The sequence below is a fragment of the Pontibacter actiniarum genome, assembly GCF_003585765.1.
GTDB lineage: Bacteria > Bacteroidota > Bacteroidia > Cytophagales > Hymenobacteraceae > Pontibacter > Pontibacter actiniarum.
This window is the reverse complement of sequence record NZ_CP021235.1, coordinates 4,715,531-4,735,981: the sequence shown is the minus strand read 5'-3', so window position 1 is coordinate 4,735,981 and position 20,451 is coordinate 4,715,531. Positions and strand designations below refer to the sequence as shown.

General features: G+C 54.8%; 20 protein-coding genes. 15 read left to right on the top strand and 5 right to left on the bottom strand.

Annotated features, from left to right (window positions below; genetic code table 11):
* The first annotated feature begins 23 nt into the window (after nucleotides 1–23).
* The 3 genes from CA264_RS20605 (at nucleotide 24) to CA264_RS20595 (ending at nucleotide 2,139) form a co-directional block, all read left to right on the top strand.
* The gene (locus CA264_RS20605) at nucleotides 24–431 is read left to right on the top strand and encodes a 6-pyruvoyl trahydropterin synthase family protein (protein ID WP_025609305.1); all 408 of its coding nucleotides are present in this window, start codon (nucleotides 24–26) and stop codon (nucleotides 429–431) included.
* Nucleotides 394–1,092 carry a GTP cyclohydrolase I FolE gene (folE, locus tag CA264_RS20600; RefSeq protein WP_237151151.1) on the top strand — a complete coding sequence of 233 codons (699 nt, stop codon included), beginning with the start codon at nucleotides 394–396 and terminating at the stop codon, nucleotides 1,090–1,092. Before CA264_RS20605 ends, folE begins: the two co-directional genes overlap by 38 nt.
* Nucleotides 1,093–1,221: 129 nt before the next feature.
* Complete coding sequence (locus tag CA264_RS20595) at nucleotides 1,222–2,139, top strand: TIGR01777 family oxidoreductase (RefSeq protein ID WP_025609303.1); 918 nt, start codon at nucleotides 1,222–1,224, stop codon at nucleotides 2,137–2,139.
* 79 nt (nucleotides 2,140–2,218) lie between these two features.
* Here the strand turns inward: CA264_RS20595 and CA264_RS20590 are convergent, their stop codons facing one another.
* Nucleotides 2,219–4,549, bottom strand: a complete 2,331-nt coding sequence (locus tag CA264_RS20590) for a penicillin-binding protein 1A (protein WP_025609302.1) — start codon at nucleotides 4,547–4,549, stop codon at nucleotides 2,219–2,221.
* Between the two features lie 193 nt (nucleotides 4,550–4,742).
* Here CA264_RS20590 and CA264_RS20585 point away from each other — a divergent pair, with 193 nt between their 5' ends.
* The 4 genes from CA264_RS20585 to CA264_RS20570 all read left to right on the top strand — a co-directional run bounded on the left by CA264_RS20585 (nucleotide 4,743) and on the right by CA264_RS20570 (nucleotide 7,634).
* On the top strand, nucleotides 4,743–5,246 hold the full coding sequence (locus CA264_RS20585) for a hypothetical protein (RefSeq protein ID WP_036777967.1): 504 nt from the start codon (nucleotides 4,743–4,745) through the stop codon (nucleotides 5,244–5,246).
* Nucleotides 5,247–5,381: 135 nt separating this feature from the next.
* Complete coding sequence (locus tag CA264_RS20580; protein ID WP_071784646.1) at nucleotides 5,382–6,182, top strand: hypothetical protein; 801 nt, start codon at nucleotides 5,382–5,384, stop codon at nucleotides 6,180–6,182.
* A 56-nt stretch (nucleotides 6,183–6,238) separates the two neighbouring features.
* Nucleotides 6,239–7,114, top strand: a complete 876-nt coding sequence (locus CA264_RS20575; protein WP_025609299.1) for a UbiA family prenyltransferase — start codon at nucleotides 6,239–6,241, stop codon at nucleotides 7,112–7,114.
* A gap of 46 nt (nucleotides 7,115–7,160) precedes the next feature.
* Nucleotides 7,161–7,634 carry a hypothetical protein gene (locus tag CA264_RS20570; protein ID WP_025609298.1) on the top strand — a complete coding sequence of 158 codons (474 nt, stop codon included), beginning with the start codon at nucleotides 7,161–7,163 and terminating at the stop codon, nucleotides 7,632–7,634.
* Between the two features lie 395 nt (nucleotides 7,635–8,029).
* Here CA264_RS20570 and rho read toward each other — a convergent pair whose 3' ends face one another.
* The gene (gene rho, locus CA264_RS20565) at nucleotides 8,030–9,775 is read right to left on the bottom strand and encodes a transcription termination factor Rho (protein WP_025609297.1); all 1,746 of its coding nucleotides are present in this window, start codon (nucleotides 9,773–9,775) and stop codon (nucleotides 8,030–8,032) included.
* 285 nt (nucleotides 9,776–10,060) lie between these two features.
* Here rho and serS point away from each other — a divergent pair, with 285 nt between their 5' ends.
* Nucleotides 10,061–11,335, top strand: a complete 1,275-nt coding sequence (gene serS / locus CA264_RS20560) for a serine--tRNA ligase (RefSeq protein WP_025609296.1) — start codon at nucleotides 10,061–10,063, stop codon at nucleotides 11,333–11,335.
* A gap of 256 nt (nucleotides 11,336–11,591) precedes the next feature.
* Here the strand turns inward: serS and CA264_RS20555 are convergent, their stop codons facing one another.
* From CA264_RS20555 to CA264_RS20545, 3 genes are all read right to left on the bottom strand, one after another.
* Nucleotides 11,592–11,993: a hypothetical protein gene (locus tag CA264_RS20555; RefSeq protein WP_025609295.1), complete on the bottom strand. Its 402-nt coding sequence runs from the start codon at nucleotides 11,991–11,993 to the stop codon at nucleotides 11,592–11,594.
* Nucleotides 11,980–12,978 carry a glycosyltransferase family 9 protein gene (locus CA264_RS20550; RefSeq protein ID WP_025609294.1) on the bottom strand — a complete coding sequence of 333 codons (999 nt, stop codon included), beginning with the start codon at nucleotides 12,976–12,978 and terminating at the stop codon, nucleotides 11,980–11,982. Before CA264_RS20550 ends, CA264_RS20555 begins: the two co-directional genes overlap by 14 nt.
* A 134-nt stretch (nucleotides 12,979–13,112) precedes the next feature.
* Nucleotides 13,113–14,816 carry a helix-hairpin-helix domain-containing protein gene (locus CA264_RS20545; RefSeq protein WP_025609292.1) on the bottom strand — a complete coding sequence of 568 codons (1,704 nt, stop codon included), beginning with the start codon at nucleotides 14,814–14,816 and terminating at the stop codon, nucleotides 13,113–13,115.
* Between the two features lie 206 nt (nucleotides 14,817–15,022).
* On the opposite strand from CA264_RS20545, the gene CA264_RS20540 reads away from it, so the two are divergent.
* From CA264_RS20540 to CA264_RS20510, 7 genes are all read left to right on the top strand, one after another.
* Nucleotides 15,023–15,415 carry a hypothetical protein gene (locus CA264_RS20540; protein ID WP_025609291.1) on the top strand — a complete coding sequence of 131 codons (393 nt, stop codon included), beginning with the start codon at nucleotides 15,023–15,025 and terminating at the stop codon, nucleotides 15,413–15,415.
* Between the two features lie 43 nt (nucleotides 15,416–15,458).
* Nucleotides 15,459–15,887, top strand: coding sequence for a hypothetical protein (locus CA264_RS20535; protein WP_025609290.1), 429 nt, complete (start codon nucleotides 15,459–15,461; stop codon nucleotides 15,885–15,887).
* 24 nt (nucleotides 15,888–15,911) lie between these two features.
* Nucleotides 15,912–16,319 carry an EVE domain-containing protein gene (locus tag CA264_RS20530; RefSeq protein WP_025609289.1) on the top strand — a complete coding sequence of 136 codons (408 nt, stop codon included), beginning with the start codon at nucleotides 15,912–15,914 and terminating at the stop codon, nucleotides 16,317–16,319.
* A 112-nt stretch (nucleotides 16,320–16,431) separates the two neighbouring features.
* Nucleotides 16,432–17,916, top strand: coding sequence for a hypothetical protein (locus CA264_RS20525; protein ID WP_025609287.1), 1,485 nt, complete (start codon nucleotides 16,432–16,434; stop codon nucleotides 17,914–17,916).
* Nucleotides 17,917–18,213: 297 nt separating this feature from the next.
* Nucleotides 18,214–18,762: a bifunctional pyr operon transcriptional regulator/uracil phosphoribosyltransferase PyrR gene (gene pyrR, locus CA264_RS20520; protein WP_025609286.1), complete on the top strand. Its 549-nt coding sequence runs from the start codon at nucleotides 18,214–18,216 to the stop codon at nucleotides 18,760–18,762.
* 11 nt (nucleotides 18,763–18,773) lie between these two features.
* Nucleotides 18,774–19,697, top strand: a complete 924-nt coding sequence (locus tag CA264_RS20515) for an aspartate carbamoyltransferase catalytic subunit (RefSeq protein WP_025609285.1) — start codon at nucleotides 18,774–18,776, stop codon at nucleotides 19,695–19,697.
* A 168-nt stretch (nucleotides 19,698–19,865) separates the two neighbouring features.
* Nucleotides 19,866–20,237 (top strand): hypothetical protein, encoded by a 372-nt coding sequence (locus tag CA264_RS20510; protein WP_025609284.1) that lies wholly within the window; start codon nucleotides 19,866–19,868, stop codon nucleotides 20,235–20,237.
* The last annotated feature ends 214 nt before the right edge of the window (nucleotides 20,238–20,451 follow it).

Genomic DNA, 20,451 nt, shown 5'->3' with positions numbered 1-20,451 from the left:
CCACGATAGTTGTTAATTACACTATGAAAGTAACCGTTTGCCGAAAGGAACACTTTAACGCCGCACACAGACTACATAACCCAGCGTGGACGGACGAGCAAAACAATGCAGTGTTTGGCCTGTGCAACAACCCCAACTACCACGGCCATAACTATGAGCTGATCGTGAAGCTAACCGGAACGGTGAACCCTGACACCGGCTACGTGTACGACATGAAAAAGCTGAGCGACCTGGTAAAGGAGCAGGTGGTGAACAAGTTTGACCACAAGAACCTGAACCTGGACACGGAGGAGTTCAGCAACCTGAACCCGACCGCCGAAAACATCGCCGTGGTGATATGGAACAAGCTTCGCGAGCAAATCAGCTCTGACTACGAATTAGCGATTACACTGTATGAGACAGAAAGAAACTTTGTGGAATATAATGGATAACCACGACCTGGAGAAAGAGGAGGCGATGGATGACCACGTGATGAGCTCTCTGGAGACACCGCTACGCGCAGACGCCTTTGACCTTTCGGACGACGAGAAGATTGCGATCATTGAGGGGCATTTCCGCGAGATCATGCATACCCTTGGCCTAGACCTGACAGACGACAGCCTGAAAGGCACGCCGCACCGTGTGGCGAAGATGTATGTAAAGGAAATCTTCCACGGCCTGCACCCGGACAACAAGCCGGTCGCCCGCCGCTTCGAGAACAAGTATAAGTACCACAAGATGCTGGTGGAGCGCGACATTACCGTGTACTCCTCCTGCGAGCACCATTTTGTGCCGATCATTGGCAAGGCCCACGTAGCCTACATACCCAACGAGCATGTGATAGGGCTTTCCAAGCTTAACCGCCTGGTGCATTACTATGCCCGCCGGCCACAGGTACAGGAGCGCCTGACCATGCAGATCGCCAACGAACTGAAGCAGGCGCTGCAGACAGAGAACGTGGCGGTGCTGATAGAGGCAGACCACCTGTGCGTGATGAGCCGCGGCGTGAACGATGTTAGCAGCAGCACCGTAACAGCAGAGTACTCCGGCCTGTTTGAGCAGGAGCAGTACCGCTCTGAGTTTTTAGGGCACATACGCGGCGGCAAGCGCTAAGGCAACAGCCTTACCTGCCACAGGGCAGCCTAAAAAACGGCTCTGCCAGCCCTTAAGCTATATTAAAAAACTTAAATATACCTAAGCTCCGTATAGGATACTCATTGCGCACAACATGCTTAAGAATATATGCCAGGTAAAATTCTAATCACAGGAGGTTCAGGTTTAGTAGGGATGCGCCTATCGGAGATGCTGATAGACCAGGGCTATGAAGTAGCCCACCTTAGCCGCAGGCCGGATAAAGTATCGACCTATAAAACCTTTAAGTGGGATATTGAAGCGGGGTATATAGACGAGAGCGCTATCTCCTACGCCGACTATATCGTTAACCTGGCCGGTGCAAGCGTATCATCCGATAAGTGGAGCGAGGAGCGCAAAAGAGAAATCCTCCATAGCCGCACCGACAGCCTTCACCTGCTGCAAAAGTGCCTGAGCCAGTCTGAGCACCATGTAAAGGGCCTGCTTTCGGCCTCGGCCATTGGCATTTACGGCGACTCCGGCGACCAGCTGGTATCTGAGGAAAGCACGTATGCCGATGATTTTCTGGCAGAGGTGTGCAAAGCCTGGGAAGCCGCCGCCTGGCAGGTACGGGATCTAGGCATACGCACCGTTATCTTCCGGCTGGGCATCGTGCTGAGCGTGAAAGGCGGCGCTTTGCCGCAAATAGCCAGACCGGTGAAAATGATGGCCGGCGCACCGCTCGGCTCCGGAAAGCAGTACATGTCCTGGATTCATATTGATGACGCTTGCAGGCTGTTTATACAGGCCATTGAGGCCCCTCAGTTTGAAGGCGTGTACAATGCCGTGGCTCCGCACCCGGTAACCAACAAGGAGTTTACCAAAGAACTGGCAGAAGCCATGAAGAAGCCGCTCGTGCTGCCCAAAGTACCGGCCTTCGCCATTAACCTGATGATGGGCGAGATGAGCGAGGTTATACTTGCCAGCCAGCGTGTGAGCGCCAACAAAGTGCTGCACACCGGCTTCACGTTTGAGTACAGTTACCTGGAGGAGGCGCTGGAGTCCTTCTACGAAGAGGAAGAAGACTAAAAATAAGTTATCCTATAAAACGAGCGGGGCCAGCTATTCTTTAGCTGGCCCCGCTCGTTTTTATCTGCACCTGCACTTTTTACAGTATGTTGCCAATGTTTAGCAGCTCCAGCACCGAATCCACAGCAGCGGAGTCCGGCAGTGTTTGCTTTGGCAGCACCGTGGTGCAGTTATACTCTTTAGTGATCTTGACCGTCGGTTTCGGGAAGCGCCCCATGGTATAGCCGAGTGCCGGGTCTTTGTAAATCCGCTCCATGAACAGGCCGTACACAGGCAGCGCCGTCTTAGAGCCCTCGCCCAGCTGGGAAGTGCGGAAGTGGATACTGCGGTCTTCGCCTCCGACCCAAACACCGGTTACCAGATCCTTCGTTACGCCCATGTACCAACCGTCGGAGTGGTTAGAGGTGGTACCGGTCTTACCGCCGATCTCGTTACCGTTCTTCCAAAGGTCGTACTCCCAAAGCGCCTGCGAGGTGCCACCCGGCTCCTCCATTCCGCCTTTGAGCATGTGCATCATCAGGAAGGCCGTTTCCTCGCTCAGCACTTTCTTCTGCTTTGGAGTGAACTGATGCACCAGGTTCCCGTTCTGGTCTTCGATGCGGGTGATAAACATAGGCTCCGTGTGAAAGCCGTGGTTCGGGAAGGTGCTGTAGGCCCCTACCATCTCGTACACCGACACATCGCTCGGCCCAAGGCCGATGGACGGCACCGCCTGCAGCGGGCTGGTGATGCCTAGCTTATGGGCATAGGCGACTACTGTTTCCCAGCCTACCAGCTCCGTCAGCTGCGCCGTAACAGAGTTAACCGATTTGCCCATCCCCCGGCGCAGGGTCATAGGCGCACCGGTGTACTCCCAGTCCGCATTGGTTGGCGACCAGCTTTTCTTCTCCCCTTTCTCCACATAGTTAATGGTGATGCGCTTGTCCACGAGCTTATCACAGGGCGAATACCCGTTGTCGATGGCCGACACGTACACGAAAGGCTTAAAGGTTGAACCGGGCTGCCGCCGCGCCTGTTTTACGTGGTCATACTTAAAGTATTTGAAGTTGATGCCGCCTACCCATGCCTTGATATGCCCGGTAAAGGGGTCCATGGTCATCATGCCGCCGTGCAGGAAGTGCTTGTAGTAAGCCAGCGAGTCCAGCGGGCTCATGGTTACGGTCTTCTCCAGCGAATCATTGTCCCAGGTAAACACCTTCATTTCACGCGGGCGGTTCAGCTCCCGCTTAATGGCGGCCATATCATCGCCGTACTTTTTCTGCAGGCGGCGGTAATAGGCGGTGCGCTTGATGGTTTCCTCAATAAAGCCCGGGATCTCCTTGTCCTTCTCATCCACCCACGGGTTTCTGCCCTTCCAGTGGTTGTCGAAGCGCCGCTGCAGCGTACGCATCTGCTCTTCCATGGCGGCCTCGGCATGCGCCTGAATCCGGGAGTCGATGGTGGTGTAGATCCTTAAGCCGTCCCGGTACAGGTCATACCCGTTCTCCTTACACCACTCCTGCAGGTAATCAGCCACAGCACCACGAAAATACGTAGCCGGGCCATCGTAATGGTTTTCCACGCTGTAGTCCAGCACCAGCGGCAACTGGCTCAGCGAGTCTGCTTCAGCTTGAGGCAAGTATCCATACTTTACCATTTGCCCCAGCACGGTGTTGCGGCGGCGGGTGGCGTTTTTGGGGTTAAAGCGCGGGCTGTAGTAGGTCGGGGCTTTTAGCAGCCCCACCAGTACGGCTGCCTGCTCAACCTTTAGGCTATCCGGTGAGGTATTGAAGAACGTGCTGGAGGCGACCTTGATGCCGAAGGAGTTGGAGCCGAAGTCCACGGTGTTGAGGTACATGGCCAGTATCTCCTCTTTGGTGTAGCGCTGCTCCAGCTTGATGGCGGTTAGCCACTCCTTTGTTTTGGAGATGACGATGTTAATGCCCGGAACATGGCCCAGCACACCTTTGGAGTCGTCGGTTCGGGTTTTGTAGAGGTTTTTGGCCAGCTGCTGTGTAATGGTGCTCGCGCCCCGTGCATCGCCCTGAAGGCTGCCGTACACGGCCGACACGATCGCATGCGGGTCAATGCCGGAGTGCTCGTAAAAGCGTACATCCTCAGTGGCTATAAGTGCCTGTATCAGCTGGGGCGACATATCCTTGTAACCCACCGGGCTGCGGTTCTCGCGGAAGTACTTTCCGATCAGTTGCCCGTCGGCGGTATAGAGTTCGGAGGCCTGGTCAGAGCGCGGGTTCTCCAGCCTGTCCAGGCTTGGGGAAGCACCAAACAGGTACAGCAGGTTGTACTCCACGCTCAGCAGGTACAGCAGCACTACGGCAAAGCCCAGGAAAAATACTTTCCACACGAAGCTCACCACCTTCCCAAACACTGTTGTTTTAGGTTCTTGTACTTTCTCTTGCTCTTTCGGCATTGCTAACAAACAGCGGTTTACCCGGTAAAATTCCTTTTAATTCGTCTTTCGAAACGACCACAAAGATACCTTTTGTCCACAACTTCCAAGGATTATCCATCACAAAACTTAGCGAAGCGCAGCCAAAGCTACCGTATTTTGAAGGGGGGTGGCTATATTTGCCCCGGATGCAGAACTAAACAAAACACGTACCATGCAACAGACGCTTCAGCAGACATTTAACCGGATAGTAGGGCTGCCGCTTACCAAAACAACCCGCACCGAAACCGTGCAGTACTTCCACTTCGGGCACACCCACTATACTACCCCGCAGGGGCTGGTGCTGGATGTGGGCGAGATAACCCTGGCCGTAAACTGCCCCTGGCAGTTGCAGCAGCCCGCTGGCGAGGCTATCAAGCATAGCGAGGTGTTTATCCGGAAGCGTGAGGCGGGCCTGCCAACCCCGGTCTGGGACTGGAAAAAGCCGGGCTCCAGCCTGCTGGACCAGCGCATGGCGAACCTGATCAACAACAACCCGAACCTGGTGGTTGAGCGCGCCGAGCAGCAGGGCGAACTGGGGCTGATGCTGTACTTCAGTGACGGCACCACGATCTCGGTGATGCCTGACCCGGCCCAGCCTGCGGCGGAGTACTGGCAGTTCTTTAGCAATACGGGCGATGGCCTGAAAGTAGGCGCCGGCGAAGGCGGGATTGCCTAAGCTCATACTTCCCCGGCTGTACCTGGCAGGGTAGAAAAGCCCGGCCAGGTGCCCGGTGGCTGCTGGGCTGGTGCGGCGAGGGCTGCCGTAGCAACCTTTGGTGCGGGTGTGCAGTACCTTAAGCAAAAAGAACTGTTGAAAACCCGCCTCCAACTTTGCGAGCTTGAGGACCTGCCATGGTTTCCGCAGGCCATCCGTGAGGGCATGCAGGACTTCCTGCGCTTCATGATCACCCGGCTGAACACGTACGAGCCCGCGCTACCGCAGCTCCAGCAACTGCTGGAGCACACACAGCAGCGGCACATCACCGACCTGTGCTCAGGGGCAGGCGGCGGCATAGCCCCTTTGCGGCAGGAGCTGAGCAAGCGGATAGGGGCTTCCGTGCAGGTTACGCTCACCGACCTGTATCCCAATGTGGAGGCATACGAATACCTGCGCAAGGGCTCCTCCGGCACCATCAGCTTTATACCTGAACCTGTAGACTGCACCGCCGTGCCTGCAAGCATGCGCGGCGTGCGCACGATCTTCTCCTCCTTCCATCACTTTCCGCCTCCGGTAGCCAAAGCCATCCTGCAGGATGCCGTGGACAAGCGTGCCGCCATCGGCGTTTTTGAAGGCGCCAAAAAGTCCTGGGGCGAGATGCTGCTCCTGTGGCTGCTGTTTCCGGTGGTGATACTTTTGGTAACGCCTTTTATCCGTCCCTTCAAGCTGAGCAGGCTGTTTTTCACGTACATCATTCCGCTCATCCCCCTCGGCATTATCTGGGACGGCACGGTTTCGCTGCTGCGGATTTACCCTCCAAAGCTGTTAGAGCGTATGGTAGAGCAACTACAGGCACCGCATTATACCTGGCAGACGGGCAGGACGGGCTCCGGCTTGGGAAAGCACGTAATTTACCTTATCGGCTACCCTACCGCGCAAGGCACCTCCAGTTAGCCGAACGGATAGATGCCCAGGCCATGCAGCCACCAGTTAACTTAACCGCCAAACCATTGAAGCACACAAAACAATACAGCAGCGCGCTTACCCTGATGCGCATCCCGTTTTCGGTATACCTGATGCCGGTTTTCTGGTTTGCGCTCAGCACCCTGCAGCAGGTGGACGTTTGGCGGGCGGCCATGGTGTTTCTTATACTTCATGTGTTTGTTTACCCGGCTAGCAACGGGTACAACTCCTACTACGACCGCGACGAAGGCAGCATCGGCGGGCTCAAGAACCCGCCCAGGGTAAACCGGCAACTCATGCACCTGGTCCTGCTCTTCGATGTATGCGCTGTGCTGCTCGGGCTGCTGCTTTCGCCGCTGTTCGCCTGCCTGGTGGCCCTGTACCTGCTCATCTCCAAGGCCTACAGCTACGAGGGCATCCGGCTGAAGAAGCACCCTGTCGCCAGCACATTTGTCGTCACTTTCTTCCAAGGGGCGTTTACCTATGCCATGGTGCAGGTAGGCGTAGGGCTGTCACTGCCCCAGGTGCTCAAAACGCCAAACGTGTGGTTTGCGCTCGTAAGCACGCTTTTCCTGTGTGGCTCCTATCCCCTTACACAGATTTACCAGCATGAAGAAGACAGCCGCCGCGGCGACCGTACCCTGAGCTTGCTTTTGGGCATAAAGGGCACTTACCTCTTTGCCGCCCTCAGCTTACTGGCCGGGGCCGCTTTGCTGCTGTGGTTATACTTTGCCATGAACCAAATGCGCAGCATCTTCATCTTCCTGACGTGCACGGCGCCAATTTTATACTTTTTTACGGGCTGGGTGCTGCGCGCGCAGCACGACCTGCGTGTGGTAAACTATGAAAACACCATGCGGATGAACAAGATATCCTCTCTCTGCATCAGTGCGGCTTTCGTGGCGATCATGCTGGCGAACTAAAACCGGCATCCGTAGTATGAGGATATAGCAACAGAACGCAACGCCTATGAAGTTTCTAGACGCCGCAGTGGCAGGCATAGCCGGTACCGCTGCCATGACCGCTTTCCTGTATTTACTCTCTTTCTTGACGCACCGGGTGATGAAGGTCGTGCGCATCCTCGGAACCATGCTCCTTAACCGCACCCGTCCCGACGGCAGCCTCTCTGAGCTGACAGGCACCAAAGTAGCTGGCACCATTGCCCATTACGGTGTGGGCATTTTTTTCGCCGTAATCTACCTTGCCCTCTGGGACTCCGGCGTTGGGCTGCCTACAGCCTCCTGGGGCCTGCTGTTCGGCCTGGCGCATGGGCTGGTGGCAATGCTTGTTTGGTACTTCTTCTTTATGATGCACCCCCGCCCGCCCCTCATTAAGCTCAGAACGTACCTCACCACACTTATCTTTGCCCACATTGTTTTTGGGTTCGTCACGTCCTACACCTATCACCTCCTGCTCCGCCCGGCTTATGAGTTCTGGTGGTAGCTCTCCTTCAAGGCTCCCCTGCCCCAGGCGCTACGCTTGCTGTTACCCCTCCTGCAGTGCCGCCTTAACCACCCTTGCCACACCAAAGCAGGAAATTGCACTTGTTCTGCAGCAGTGGCAGCAGCTATGGAATAAGTATAACTATAGGCCTTGGGCTAGATGCTTTGTGCAGTTTGCGATAACGGGCTGGCAACGGGGCAAAGCCTGAAACGGAACCAGCCGCCTGTAAACCTGAGGGCGAACGGCGGCTAAGAAGGACAGCTTATATCAAGCTACAAAAACCGGTAACGCAGGAGACAGCAGACAGGGCATACCAAGGGTATAAACGCAAAACAGCCTGCCGACCATCAGGTCAGCAGGCTGTTTTGTATATGTTAAGCTACTACTAGCTTTCCTTACCCATTCATCGAGATCAGGAACTCTTCGTTGCTCTTGGTGCCCTTCATTCTGTCTTTCAGGAACTCCATGGCTTCGATTGAGTTCATGTCGGACATGAACTTGCGCAGGATCCAAATACGGTTCAGCTCATCTCTGTCCATCAGCAGGTCCTCGCGGCGAGTACCAGAAGCAGGTACGTCGATAGCAGGGTAAACGCGTCTGTTGGCCAGTTTGCGGTCCAGCTGAAGCTCCATGTTACCGGTACCTTTAAACTCTTCGAAGATCACCTCATCCATCTTAGAGCCTGTATCGATCAGGGCAGTTGCGATGATCGTCAGGGAGCCGCCGTTCTCTACGTTACGGGCCGCACCGAAGAAACGCTTCGGCTTGTGCAGGGCGTTGGCATCCACACCACCCGACAGAATCTTGCCAGACGAAGGAACTACGGTGTTATAGGCACGTGCCAGACGTGTGATGGAATCCAGCAGGATTACGACATCGTGGCCACACTCTACCATGCGCTTGGCTTTGTCCAGTACAATGCTGGATACTTTAACGTGGCGCTCTGCCGTCTCATCGAAGGTAGAGGCAATTACCTCTGCCTTTACGCTGCGGGCCATGTCTGTTACCTCTTCCGGGCGCTCGTCGATCAACAGGATCATCAGGTACACCTCCGGGTGGTTTTCAGAGATGGCGTTCGCAATCTCCTTCAGCAACACGGTTTTACCGGTCTTTGGCTGTGCCACGATCATACCACGCTGGCCTTTACCGATTGGGGCAAACAGGTCCAGGATACGGGTAGACATTTGGCTTGGGCGGGTGGTCAGTTTCAGGCGTTCTTCCGGGAAGAGCGGCGTCAGGTGCTGGAACGGAATACGGTCGCGGATCTCCTCGGTAGTACGTCCGTTTACTGTTTCTACTTTAAGCAGTGCAAAATATTTCTCTCCTTCTTTGGGCGGGCGGATCTGGCCTTTGACCGTATCCCCTGTCTTGAGCCCGAAAAGCTTTATCTGGGATGGAGAAACGTAGATATCGTCTGGCGAAGCAAGGTAGTTGTAGTGCGTGGAGCGGAGGAAACCATACCCATCCTGCATTAGCTCCAGCACACCCTCGTTCAGGATAATGCCATCAAATTCTTTGAAGTTGTTCGCGTTGGCCGCATTCTGCTGATTACTACGGCGCGTGTTATCGCTGCGGTCGTTGCTGCGGCTCTCTCTGTTGTCGTTGCCGCGGTTATCGTTGCCGCGGTTGTCGTTGCGGGCCTCTCTGCTGTCGTTGCCACGGTTATTATCCTGGCGGCTTTCTCTCTCCCCTCTGTTATCGTTGCCGCGGCTCTCTCTGGCTTCGCTGCGGTTTTCGTCCTTGCTCTCGCTGCGGCTGTCGCGGCGTGTGCGCTCGCGGTGGTTTTGAGCCCCATGGTCCTTTACCGGAGACTCTGCAGGTACTGCGGTTTGGTCTCTTTCTTCGCGGCGCGGGGTGGCCTGGATACGGGCGCGCTTTTCAGGCTTTGCGGCGGCTTCGGGGGCTGCCTCTTCTACTGCAACTGCACTTTCGGTTGTTTCAGCAGTGTCAGCGGAAGCGTTTTGAGAGGTATAGTTGGATTTTTTAGATATATTCTCAGGAGGGGTAACAGCTTGCTGGTCCAGAATCTTGTAGATGAGGTCTTGCTTGCTAAGCTTCTTAAAGTTCTTAACGCCCAGTTGTTCAGCAATTTCTTTGAGTTCTGAAAGAAGCCTATCTTTCAATTCTTCAATATTGTACATAAATAATGGTATGGTAGTTAACTTAACTTGCCAGGTTTCGCGGTGCGCGAACAAAGCGAGAGATTTCGTTTAAATCAGGAAAACAGAATAGGTTGCGAAAGAGTCAGATAGGCACGGGAAAAATGGCCTTCTTCAATTGTACCGCAATGTTATTGCAATGCCTTTTAATTAACAAATATTACGGAGTGTTTTAGAGAAAAAGTTTCAAATTTTGCTTAAAAGATTTCGTAAAAGCCGCTAAATACTCAAAAAAGTCTATTTTTGTGCTTATACATAACACTAACTATGCTACAGCTAACAGTTTTAAGAGAGCAGACCGAGCAGGTTGTTGCCGGTTTGAACAAGAAAAACTACAAAAACGCGGCCGCTGAAGTAGCCGCTCTGCTGGAGCTCGACCAGCAGCGACGTCAGATCCAGAACGAGCATGACTCCCTCCAGAGCCGTGCCAACTCCATATCCAAAGAAATTGGTATGCTGATGAAGAACGGGGAGCGCGAAAAAGCCGAGGCCGCCAAAGCCGAGACCTCCGAACTCAAGCAACAGACCAAAGCCTTAGCCGAACAACTCTCCTCGGTAGAAGAGGAGATTCAGAAAGCCCTGTACAAACTCCCTAACCTGCCGCACGAGAGCGTGCCCTTTGGCAAAAGCGCCGAAGACAACGAGGTAGTGCTCGAGCACGGGCAAATCCCCACCTTGCACCAAGGCGCTCAGCCACACTGGGAGCTTATTCAGAAGTACGATATTATCGACTTTGAGTTGGGGAACAAAGTAACGGGCGCAGGCTTTCCGTTTTACAAGAAACAGGGAGCCCGTTTGCAGCGTGCGCTTATCAACTTCTTCCTCGACGAAGCCATGAAAGCCGGCTATGTGGAGGTGCAGCCGCCGATTATGGTAAACGAGGCCTCCGGCTACGGCACCGGCCAGTTGCCGGATAAAGACGGCCAGATGTACCATGCCACGGCAGACAACCTGTACCTGATCCCGACAGCGGAGGTTCCTATCACGAACATGTACCGCGATGAGATCGTTCCGGTGGAGCAGCTGCCGATCAAAAACACCGGCCACACGCCTTGCTTCCGCCGCGAGGCCGGATCGTGGGGTGCCGATGTGCGCGGCCTGAACCGTTTGCACCAGTTCGACAAAGTGGAGATTGTGCAGGTAACGCTTCCGGAGAAGTCTTACGAGGCGCTGGAGGACATGAGCAGCTACATACAGGGCCTGCTGCAGAAACTGGAGCTGCCTTACCGCGTGCTGCGCCTTTGCGGCGGCGACATGGGCTTCACCTCTGCCCTCACCTATGACATGGAGGTGTACTCTGCCGCCCAGGGCCGCTGGCTGGAGGTAAGCTCTGCCTCTAACTTTGAAACGTACCAGGCCAACCGCCTGAAGCTCCGCTACAAGAACGAGTCCGGTAAAACGCAGCTGCTGCACACGCTGAACGGCAGTGCCCTGGCCCTGCCGCGCATTGTAGCCGCCATCCTGGAGAACAACCAAACGCCAGACGGCATTAACATGCCAAAGGTGCTGCACCCATACTTAGGGTTCGAGAAGATATCTTAGGTTAGAACAGCCTGGCACAACCCCTCTGCACAAGCCGGTGCCTGTGCCGGGTAAACGGTTTAAAGGCTGAGGCCCCTCTAAAAGCAAAAGCCGCTGCACCAGTCAGCGGCTTTTGCTTTTAGAGGGGCCTTCCCATGGCACAGCCTGGCAGCGGCAAAACTATACCTGTAAAGGGGCAGCAGGAGCTACCAGCGGCAGCTTGTAACATCTCAGGCTCATAGGCAGCTTTCGCACTTCCTGTTCAGCTGCCCAGGCTTTACCCGCCAAACTGCTCCAGGTAGGCCTCGTACTGGTTTTTAAGCTTATACTTCTTGATCAGAATCTTGGGCTCGTCGAGGTTCTCCGCCTTTAAGGTTTGCTGCTGCAACAGCCGCAGCAGCGCTGGCTGCTCCTCCTCTGCCCCCTCTACATCTTCATAGTCCCGCAGGAAGGCCGGCGTTAGCAGCAGCTTGTTCTTCTGGATAGCCACATAACCGACAGACATTAATTTCTCCAGCCCCTGCTCCACTTCCTGATGCGTCAGCACTGTTCCGTCAACGGCGTCGGCCATCAAGAGCACTTCCTGCAGCGGCGCGCCGCCTTCTCCGCCTGTGGATAAGAGTAGCGCTTCCAGGAGTTGTGCATCTGTTGTCTTCCAATCTAAGTTATACTTGGGCATCTGCTATTTCTAAGTTATCAAATGGTATATCGCGCATGCACTTAAAGTGCCCTTTCGGGCATTTCTTGTAGCCTATCTTCGAGCATGGGCGGCAACTGAGGCCGTGCACCTCCAACACCTGGTACCTGGTCCGGAAGGGATACATGCCGAACTCCGGAATGGTATTCCCCCACACGCTGATGATCTCCTTTTGGAAAGCAGCCGCAATGTGCATCAAGCCGGTGTCGTGGCTCACCACCTGCCTTGCCTGCCGCACTAACGAGGCTGAGCCATTCAGGTTATACTTACCGCAGGCATTAAAGATAGGCACTGGCTGCCCTTTATTCGTGGCCCCGGGTTCAAAGTGCGCGGCAATCTCTTCTCCCGTGGCGGCGTCCTCTTTGCCTCCCAAAAGTATAATCGGTTGCTGCAGGCGCCCGCAAAGCTCAATGATGCGCTCGGTGGGCAGGCGTTTGGTATAGTGCTGCGCCCCGATGGCAAAGGCCACGTAGCCGTTCTGAAAGTCCTCCGGCAACATCTGCACATCCACCTCATCTGGGGCAGGTATAAAGTAATCCAGCCCCTGCCCATCGTCTTTTACACCCAGGGCTGCGGCGGCTGCTAAGTAGCGCTGTACAATATGCACATCAGGCAGGCGGTTGCGCTTAAAGTTCACCATCAGCCACTTCTCATAGTTCAGCTTATCGAAGCTGCGGCTCGGCTTGCCCAGCCTTGCCTTAATAATGCGTGTGCGCAGGTTGTTGTGCAGGTCTACCACGTAGTCGAAGTTCTCGGCTTTCAGCTCCCGTATCAACTCCCGCAGGCTATCGCCCAGCACATGCACCTCGTCCACGTGCGGGTTGTTGGCAAGTATACTTTGGAAAGCTTTTTTGGTAACGTAGTGCACCTCCGCCCCCGGCACCTGTTGCTTGATGCAGCGGATAACCGGCGTCGTCAGCACGATATCACCAATGGATGAAAAACGGAGTATGAGAATTTTTGGCATGTTATACTTTGGCTCGGCTTTACTGGCTTATACTAGCGCAAGCGTCCGCTTGTGCTGCTATTTTACCGTTAAAGTGGCAGAAAAGAAAGGGCGGCACAAGCGGACGCTTGCACCGCCCTTTTATACGTTGCTTTCTACTTGATCCTCTCCTTGCGCTCTCTGAAGTACTTCTCTACTTCCTCCGCAGATTTAGTATTGAAGGTCATCGCCTTGGTCAGGCCGCCTTTTCTGCCTACCAGCACGCCATACTTCATGTCGGCATAGCCGTTGGTGTGGTGGGCGTCGGGGTTTATACTTAGCATCACGCCTTTCTCCAGCGCATACTGCACATAGCGCCAGTCCAGGTCCAGGCGCCACGGGTTGGAGTTGATCTCGATGATGACGTTGTTGGCGGCACAGGCGTCGATCACCATTTTGTGGTTGATCGGGTAGCCTTCGCGGCGCAGCAGCAGGCGACCTGTCGGGTGGCCGAGCATGGTGGTGTACGGGTTCTCGATAGCCGTGATGAGGCGCGTTGTGGCTTTCTGCTCATCCATGTTCAGGCTGCTGTGGATACTGGCCACTATAAAGTCGAACGTTTTCAGGATATCCTCCTCATAGTCCAGCGAGCCGTCGCCCAGAATATCCGACTCAATGCCTTTAAAGATCTTGAACGGGGCCAGCTTCTTGTTCAATTCGTCGATCTCCTTATGCTGGCGCAGCACATCGCCCTCGCGCAAACCTCCAGCGTAAGACGCTGTTTTGCTATGGTCGGAAATGCCGAGGTAAGTATAGCCTTCGTCGCGCAGGAAGGTCGCCATTTGTTCTAAAGTATGGGCCCCGTCTGAGTAAGTGCTGTGGTTGTGCAGGCTGCCCTTCAGGTCACTGACCTCCAGCAGGGTCGGCAGTTTATTCTCCAGGGCCAGCTGCAGCTCGTTGGTACCCTCGCGCAGTTCGGGCGCAATGTAGGCCATCCCCGCCGATTTGTAAATGTCTGCCTCGGAAGCATAGTTCTGCTCGCGCACAACGGTCAGCAGGTTGGTGCTGCTCGTAAAAGGCTGCGCCAGGTGCGCGGGAGCGGCAGAGTGCAGCAGCACCTCGTTAGCAAAACGCTCGGCTGGCACCAGCTTCACCTCCACAGGCAAGCCGCTGTTTACGTGGGAGCCGCGCCAGGCAAACGGGCCGGAGTTCTTCTCATCCTCCTCCAGCTCCGGCATACTTTGTAGCGCCTGGTGCGCCTGCACCGGAGCCCCGGAGCCAAGCACAAACTGGAGGGCTGTCACAATCTCCATCCGGCGACGCACTTCCCCAACCAGCTCCACCTGTGCCTCCGGCAGCACTGCTTTTATACGTTGCAGCAGCTCCTCTGCCATCGCTTCGGCCTCAGCGTAGAGTAGTTTGCCGCGGTTTTGCTGGGTGAAGAGCAGCGCCTGTTTTATGTTCTCCTGCGTTTTGGCACCAAAGCCCTTCAGCTTGCTCACCCTGTCCTGCTCGCATGCCTCCAGCAACTCCTCCACCGTTTCGGCGCCGAGCTCTTTCCAGAGGTTGCGTACTTTTTTAGGCCCGATGCCTTTGATGCGCAGCATTTCCACCACACCATTAGGAGTAACCTCCAGCATCTGGTCCAGCTCGGCAAAAGAGCCGTTCTGGTTTATCTCCACAATTTTAGCCGCGATGCCCTTGCCCACGCCCTGGATGCTCTCCAGCTGCGCCTGCGCCATCTGCTCCAGCGGCTCCTCCACCAGCTCCAGCGCCCCCACTGCGTTGGTGTAAGAGCGGATTTTGAACGGGTTCTCGTCGTGCAGCTCCATCAGCTCGGCTGCCAGCTTAAACTGTTTTATGATCTTCTTATTTTCCAAAGCCTATGTCTTGTCTGTGTTTTACAAAGATAGGAAAAGCCCCCGAACCTTGGCGGCTCCCCGGCGGCTGTTTAGCTGCTTTCGCATGCACTCTGTAAAATCCTATACCACCCCCTGCATCATCCAACATGGCGACAGTTACATTGCAATACTTCTATGTATAAGCATAATTGCTTACCTTAGCATGTAAACTACTTTTAACCGGTATGAAATACGCATCTTTGCTCTGTCTGCTGTGCCTGCTGTTTATGGCCGTAACATGTAAAAAAAGTGACAAAAAGGCCGCAGAGCTGGTGGGCAAAACGTGGCTGCACTCTTTTGAAGAGGACGAGGATGGCGTCTGGGCGTACCGGCCAAACTCCTTCGATTTCCCCCCCTCGCGCGGGCGCACCGGGTTTACCCTGGAGCCAGGCGGGGTGATCAAGCGCTACGAGATTGCCCCCACCGACGGGCTGACCGAGGAACAGGGGCAGTGGGAACACCTGGAAGACGGCCTGTTCCTGATCCGCATGGCACCCGGCAGCAACCCGCCGCTGGAGTATCAGCTACAGATTGTTTCGCTTGATGAGGATTTGCTGAAAGTAAGACGGGTGGAGTAGTATTCTGAACACCGCCCGCACCTTAACAGTATAAGAAAAGGAGATGCTGAACTACGAGAAGCTATCGAAGACCAATCGTACCATGGCTGCCATGCTGCTGCTCATCATGTTCATGGTGCTCGCCGTAACGGACCTGTTCATCAGTTTCTTCGGCGGGGCAGTGCTGGGCGTGCTGCTGGTGCAGTTTGCCCTGGAGGTACGCATGTTCTTCAGGCGGCGCAGCGAGATAAGGGGCAGTGTGCGGTTCTACCCGCTGATAAGGTCGTACGAGAGCCTTCCGCCCAACAACAGAATGCTGATCAGGGTCGCCCTCCATGCCCTGTTAGTTCTCTTAGTCCTCCTGGGTTTACTTAGCACCTTCTGGGGCGGCCTGGTGCTCGGCGTGCTGGGCACTGTCGTCTTTAACGAAGTGCTGATGTACCGGCAGCAGAGAAGAAAAGCACCGGTACAAAAAACGAACATCCAACCATAACCACACCTATAATTTTCCTGACACATGCAACACTGGTTAGTAAAATCAGAACCTGAAGCATATTCCTGGGCAAGACTAGTAAAAGAAGGCCGCACCATGTGGGACGGCGTCCGGAACTATCAGGCCCGCAACAACATGCAGCAAATGCAGCCCGGCGACCTGGTGCTGTTCTACCACAGCGTATCCGAGAAGGCCATCGTGGGCATCGCCAAGGTTGACAAAGCCGCTTACCCAGACCCTACCGCCGAAGAGCAGGGCAAGTGGGTGGTGGTAGACCTGGTGCCCTTCCGTGATTTTAAGGAGCCTGTAACGCTGGAGCAGATAAAGCAGGATGAGCGCCTGCAGAACATCGCGCTGCTGCGCCAGTCGCGCCTTTCTGTGATGCCGCTAAAGCCAGAGGAGTTTGACATTCTGCTGGCTTTGGGCAACTAAGCGATAAATTTCGCCTCGCCAACAACGAATAGCAGCTAATTGCAGTAAAATGCTTTAGCTGCTATTTTTATTATTATTCCGCCACAGGATAGCACGAACACCCTATAGCCTTATGCCGTACGCCCGATACCTGCTCACCCTGCTGCTTTCGCTCGTGCTGGTGCCGCTGCTGGCCCAGGAGCCTTCCCAGCCTGTCCGCCTGGAACTGCCCTTCGATCCGATAGAGACAGAGGCGGAGGTTATTGCCCTGCCGGACAGCAGCTTGCTGGTGTACCAGAAAACCAGCAACGCCTGGGGTACGAGAGCCACCTTCCGCTTTACCAAGTACAACAGCCAGCTAGAGGAAGTATGGTCTGACACCGCCTCCCTGGCCCCGGACAGCAACTTTCTCCGCTACTACAGCGAGCAGCCTTACACCTACCTGGTCTTCGACGCCAACGACCTGCAGGACTACACCTTTGTGCGCCTGCACGACAAAAACGGCAGCATCTGGCACAAGAAGTTTGAAATTGACCCCATTGAAGGCGTTTACGAGTACCAGGTGCTGCAGGGGAACTACTTTATCATCGGGCAGAACAGAAAGACCCAGAAGCCACTGCTGCTGCACCTGAACCCCGCTACCGGTAACATCCAGCTCCTTCCCTCCGTCTACGGCGACGAGTCCACTTTCTCAGACCTGCTAGCTGACCCGGCGCAAAACCGGGTAGACGCCGTCATCACGGAGTCCAACGGCCGTGTCTCCAGGCTGCAGGTGAAGAGCTTCGCCCCGGACGGCAAGCTGCTAAAGAACTACTTTATACTTCAGAAGGAAGACAAGAGCCTGCTCAACGCTGAGATAACCCCCGGCGACAGCACCCGAAAGATGCTCATCGGCACCTACGGCACACGCGACCTGCGCTATAACCAGGGCTTCTTTACAGCCCCCCTTGCCGCCAACATTGTGGCCAACGCGGAGTTTTACAACATGCTGCAGCTTAAGAACTTCCTAAAGTACATGAAGCCGCGCCGCGAGGAGCGTACCCGCCGGCGCGAGGCAAGTCGCCTTAAAACAGGCCGCAGCCCCAGCTACCACTACCGCCTCCTGCTTCACGACCTCATCGTAACCCCGACGGGCTACGTGCTTGCCGCCGAAGCCTATTACCCCCAGTACAGCAGCAACTCCCGGAACATCGGCGCAGGCCGCACCATCACCATTGGCCGGCAGGAGGAGGGGTACAAGCGCACACACGCCGTGGTGCTGGGCTTCGACAGGAACGGGGTGCTGCTCTGGGATAACACCTTCCCGCTAGTTGGCGTGACAAGCTATGAGCTGACGCACACCGTAGAGGTGCAGTACCTGCCTGACGGGCGCGTGGTGATGGCCTACCCTGAGGACGACAAAATCATTTTCCACCTGATGGATGAGGACCGCTACAATGACCAGGAAACGGAACTGACACTGCTGACCTACACCGAAGACGACAAAATACAGGACACTGATCAGCCCGGCATTATCAGGTGGTACGGCAACAACATGGCGGCCTTTGGCTTCCAGCGCATCAAGTCGAAGAGCGGCAACAGCAGGGAGGTCTTTTATGTAAACAAGATCTCGTTTTAGAGCTGTTAGAAATGCTGCCGTACTTCCTGGGCTGTACTTCGGCAGGGCAGAAGGCCCCCTTCCTTTTGTGCTCCGAAGTGGAGAAGAGTCCCCAGCTTTCCTGAGCTGTCGCTTAAAAAGGCACGGTGGCCGTAGCTAGCAAAGGGAACACAGGGCCAAACTGGAACGCCTGCACGCGCTGGCCCCACAGTAAGAAGGCACACGCTGCCGGTCGCCAGCACTTCCTCCACGCTAAATCTCACAAAACTTTCGCTTCTTCACCTGACTTTCTATATTTGCATCTAACTTCTTCCGGCTATGCAGAAAAGACTCATCGTAAACCAGCAACTGCTCGAAATCATGGTGATGCGCCTGTGCCACCAGCTCATCGAGAACCACGGCGATTTTTCTGATTCTGTTATCCTGGGCCTGCAACCGCGCGGCAAGTACGTAGCGCAGCGCATCCAGAGCACGCTGTCGTCCATCTTGGGCAAGCAAGTACCCACAGGCCTCCTCGACACCACTTTTTACCGCGATGATTTCCGCAGGAGAGACACGCCGCTTGCCGCCAACGCCACGAAAATAGATTTTCTGGTGGAGGGCAAAAAGGTGATCCTGGTGGACGATGTGCTTTACACCGGCCGATCGGTACGCGCCGCCCTGGATGCCATGATCGCCTTTGGGCGACCAGCCAACGTAGAGCTGCTGGTGCTGGTAGACCGCCTCTACACGCGCCATTTGCCCATCCAGCCCACTTATGTGGGCCACCAGGTAAACTCGCTGCAAAGCCAGCGCGTGCTCGTGGAGTGGAAAGAGCAGCAAGCCAACGAAGACGCCATCTGGCTAGTTACTAAATCCGACGAATAAACCATTCTCCCATGCAAGAGCTCAGCGTCCGGCACCTGTTAGGCATCAAAGACATTACCCCGCAAGACATCCAACTCATTTTTGAGACAGCAGACAATTTTAAGGATGTCCTGAACAGGCCCATCAAGAAAGTGCCTTCGCTGCGCGATATCACCATCGCCAACGTGTTCTTCGAGAACTCCACGCGCACCAGGCTGTCGTTTGAGCTGGCCGAGAAGCGGCTCTCTGCCGATGTGATCAACTTCAGCAGCAGCAGCAGCTCCGTTAAAAAAGGCGAGACCCTGCTCGACACCGTGAACAACATCCTGGCCATGAAGGTGGACATGATTGTGATGCGCCACTCCAGCCCCGGCGCGCCGCACTTCCTGAGCAAGCACATTCCGGCCAACATCGTGAACGCCGGCGACGGCACCCACGAGCACCCGACCCAGGCCCTGCTCGACTCTTTCTCCATCAGGGAAAGGCTGGGAGAAGTGGCAGGCAAAAAGGTGGTGATCATTGGCGATATCCTGCACTCGCGCGTGGCGCTGTCTAACATCTTCGCACTGCAGAAGCAGGGGGCCGAGGTAATGGTTTGCGGACCGATCACGCTGCTGCCAAAGTACATCAAAGAGCTCGGGGTGAAGGTAGAGACGGATGTGCGCAAGGCCCTGGCCTGGTGCGATGTGGCAAACGTGTTGCGCATCCAGCTGGAGCGCCAGCAAATGAAGTACTTCCCGTCGCTGCGCGAGTACACCCTCTACTACGGCATAGACAAAAAGATGCTGGACAGCCTGAATAAGGAGATTGTGCTGATGCACCCCGGCCCTATTAACCGTGGTGTGGAACTCAGCTCTGATGCCGCCGACTCTCACCACTCCATTATCCTGAACCAGGTGGAGAACGGGGTGGCGGTGCGCATGGCTGTACTCTACCTTCTGGCTCAGAAAGGATAGCTTTCCCAAAAAGAGAAAACACACGCTATGTTATTCCATTTTTTAGAATACAATTATTTAACTAAATCATACTAAACCGCCCTTTGTGATGCAAGGGCGGTTTTTTGTTTCTGGCACGGCAATTGGTAATGTATAAATACAACTATATATACATATAAAACCAAACCAATGAACAGGCTTATAACAGTAACACTAATTATCTTCACTTTTGCAGCAACAATATCCGTAGCACAGGCAGCCAGCAACCCTGTACTTACCAACCAGAGCAAAGTGGTGACCCTGTTGCACAAGGAGGTTACGCGTAGCGAGGTTCGCGAGTTGAAGCTGAAAGACAACCAGTATGAGCAGCTCCTGGACCTTCAGGCGCAGTATAAGCAAGAATTAGAGACAATTAACACGGCCATGATGGGGAACGCTGCCATGGTTGAGGTAAGAAAGCAGGAGCTGGACAAGCGCTATTGCGCCGAATTGGCCAAGGTGCTGCATGAAGATCAGATCATCAGCTTTCTGAATAAAGTAACCGTTTCCGCTACCAAGTAGGCAGCACCTGCACAGCCGGAAGCTGGTAAAAAGCGCAGGTTGGCTAGTAAATCACTTTCCAAAATTGGGAAAAATACACCGGCCAGCTAGCCAATAATTGAAAAAGTTTAGTGTGAAGTATATAATAGATTAAGTTCTTAATGTGCATTAGGCCAGTTTTCCAGCCGGGAAAACTGGCCTAACTTTTTAGCACCACTTTTACGTGCCTGAACAG

Excerpts from the sequence above, each read along its gene's own strand:
- rho (WP_025609297.1), bottom strand. The coding sequence starts at position 9,775 with ATGTACAATATTGAAGAATTGAAAGATAGGCTTCTTTCAGAACTCAAA.
- CA264_RS20605 (WP_025609305.1), top strand. The coding sequence starts at position 24 with ATGAAAGTAACCGTTTGCCGAAAGGAACACTTTAACGCCGCACACAGA.
- CA264_RS20540 (WP_025609291.1), top strand. The coding sequence starts at position 15,023 with ATGAAATACGCATCTTTGCTCTGTCTGCTGTGCCTGCTGTTTATGGCC.
- CA264_RS20570 (WP_025609298.1), top strand. The coding sequence starts at position 7,161 with ATGAAGTTTCTAGACGCCGCAGTGGCAGGCATAGCCGGTACCGCTGCC.
- CA264_RS20515 (WP_025609285.1), top strand. The coding sequence starts at position 18,774 with ATGCAAGAGCTCAGCGTCCGGCACCTGTTAGGCATCAAAGACATTACC.
- pyrR (WP_025609286.1), top strand. The coding sequence starts at position 18,214 with ATGCAGAAAAGACTCATCGTAAACCAGCAACTGCTCGAAATCATGGTG.
- CA264_RS20585 (WP_036777967.1), top strand. The coding sequence starts at position 4,743 with ATGCAACAGACGCTTCAGCAGACATTTAACCGGATAGTAGGGCTGCCG.
- serS (WP_025609296.1), top strand. The coding sequence starts at position 10,061 with ATGCTACAGCTAACAGTTTTAAGAGAGCAGACCGAGCAGGTTGTTGCC.
- CA264_RS20555 (WP_025609295.1), bottom strand. The coding sequence starts at position 11,993 with ATGCCCAAGTATAACTTAGATTGGAAGACAACAGATGCACAACTCCTG.
- CA264_RS20525 (WP_025609287.1), top strand. The coding sequence starts at position 16,432 with ATGCCGTACGCCCGATACCTGCTCACCCTGCTGCTTTCGCTCGTGCTG.
- CA264_RS20510 (WP_025609284.1), top strand. The coding sequence starts at position 19,866 with ATGAACAGGCTTATAACAGTAACACTAATTATCTTCACTTTTGCAGCA.
- CA264_RS20590 (WP_025609302.1), bottom strand. The coding sequence starts at position 4,549 with ATGCCGAAAGAGCAAGAGAAAGTACAAGAACCTAAAACAACAGTGTTT.
- CA264_RS20535 (WP_025609290.1), top strand. The coding sequence starts at position 15,459 with ATGCTGAACTACGAGAAGCTATCGAAGACCAATCGTACCATGGCTGCC.
- folE (WP_237151151.1), top strand. The coding sequence starts at position 394 with ATGAGACAGAAAGAAACTTTGTGGAATATAATGGATAACCACGACCTG.
- CA264_RS20530 (WP_025609289.1), top strand. The coding sequence starts at position 15,912 with ATGCAACACTGGTTAGTAAAATCAGAACCTGAAGCATATTCCTGGGCA.
- CA264_RS20595 (WP_025609303.1), top strand. The coding sequence starts at position 1,222 with ATGCCAGGTAAAATTCTAATCACAGGAGGTTCAGGTTTAGTAGGGATG.
- CA264_RS20550 (WP_025609294.1), bottom strand. The coding sequence starts at position 12,978 with ATGCCAAAAATTCTCATACTCCGTTTTTCATCCATTGGTGATATCGTG.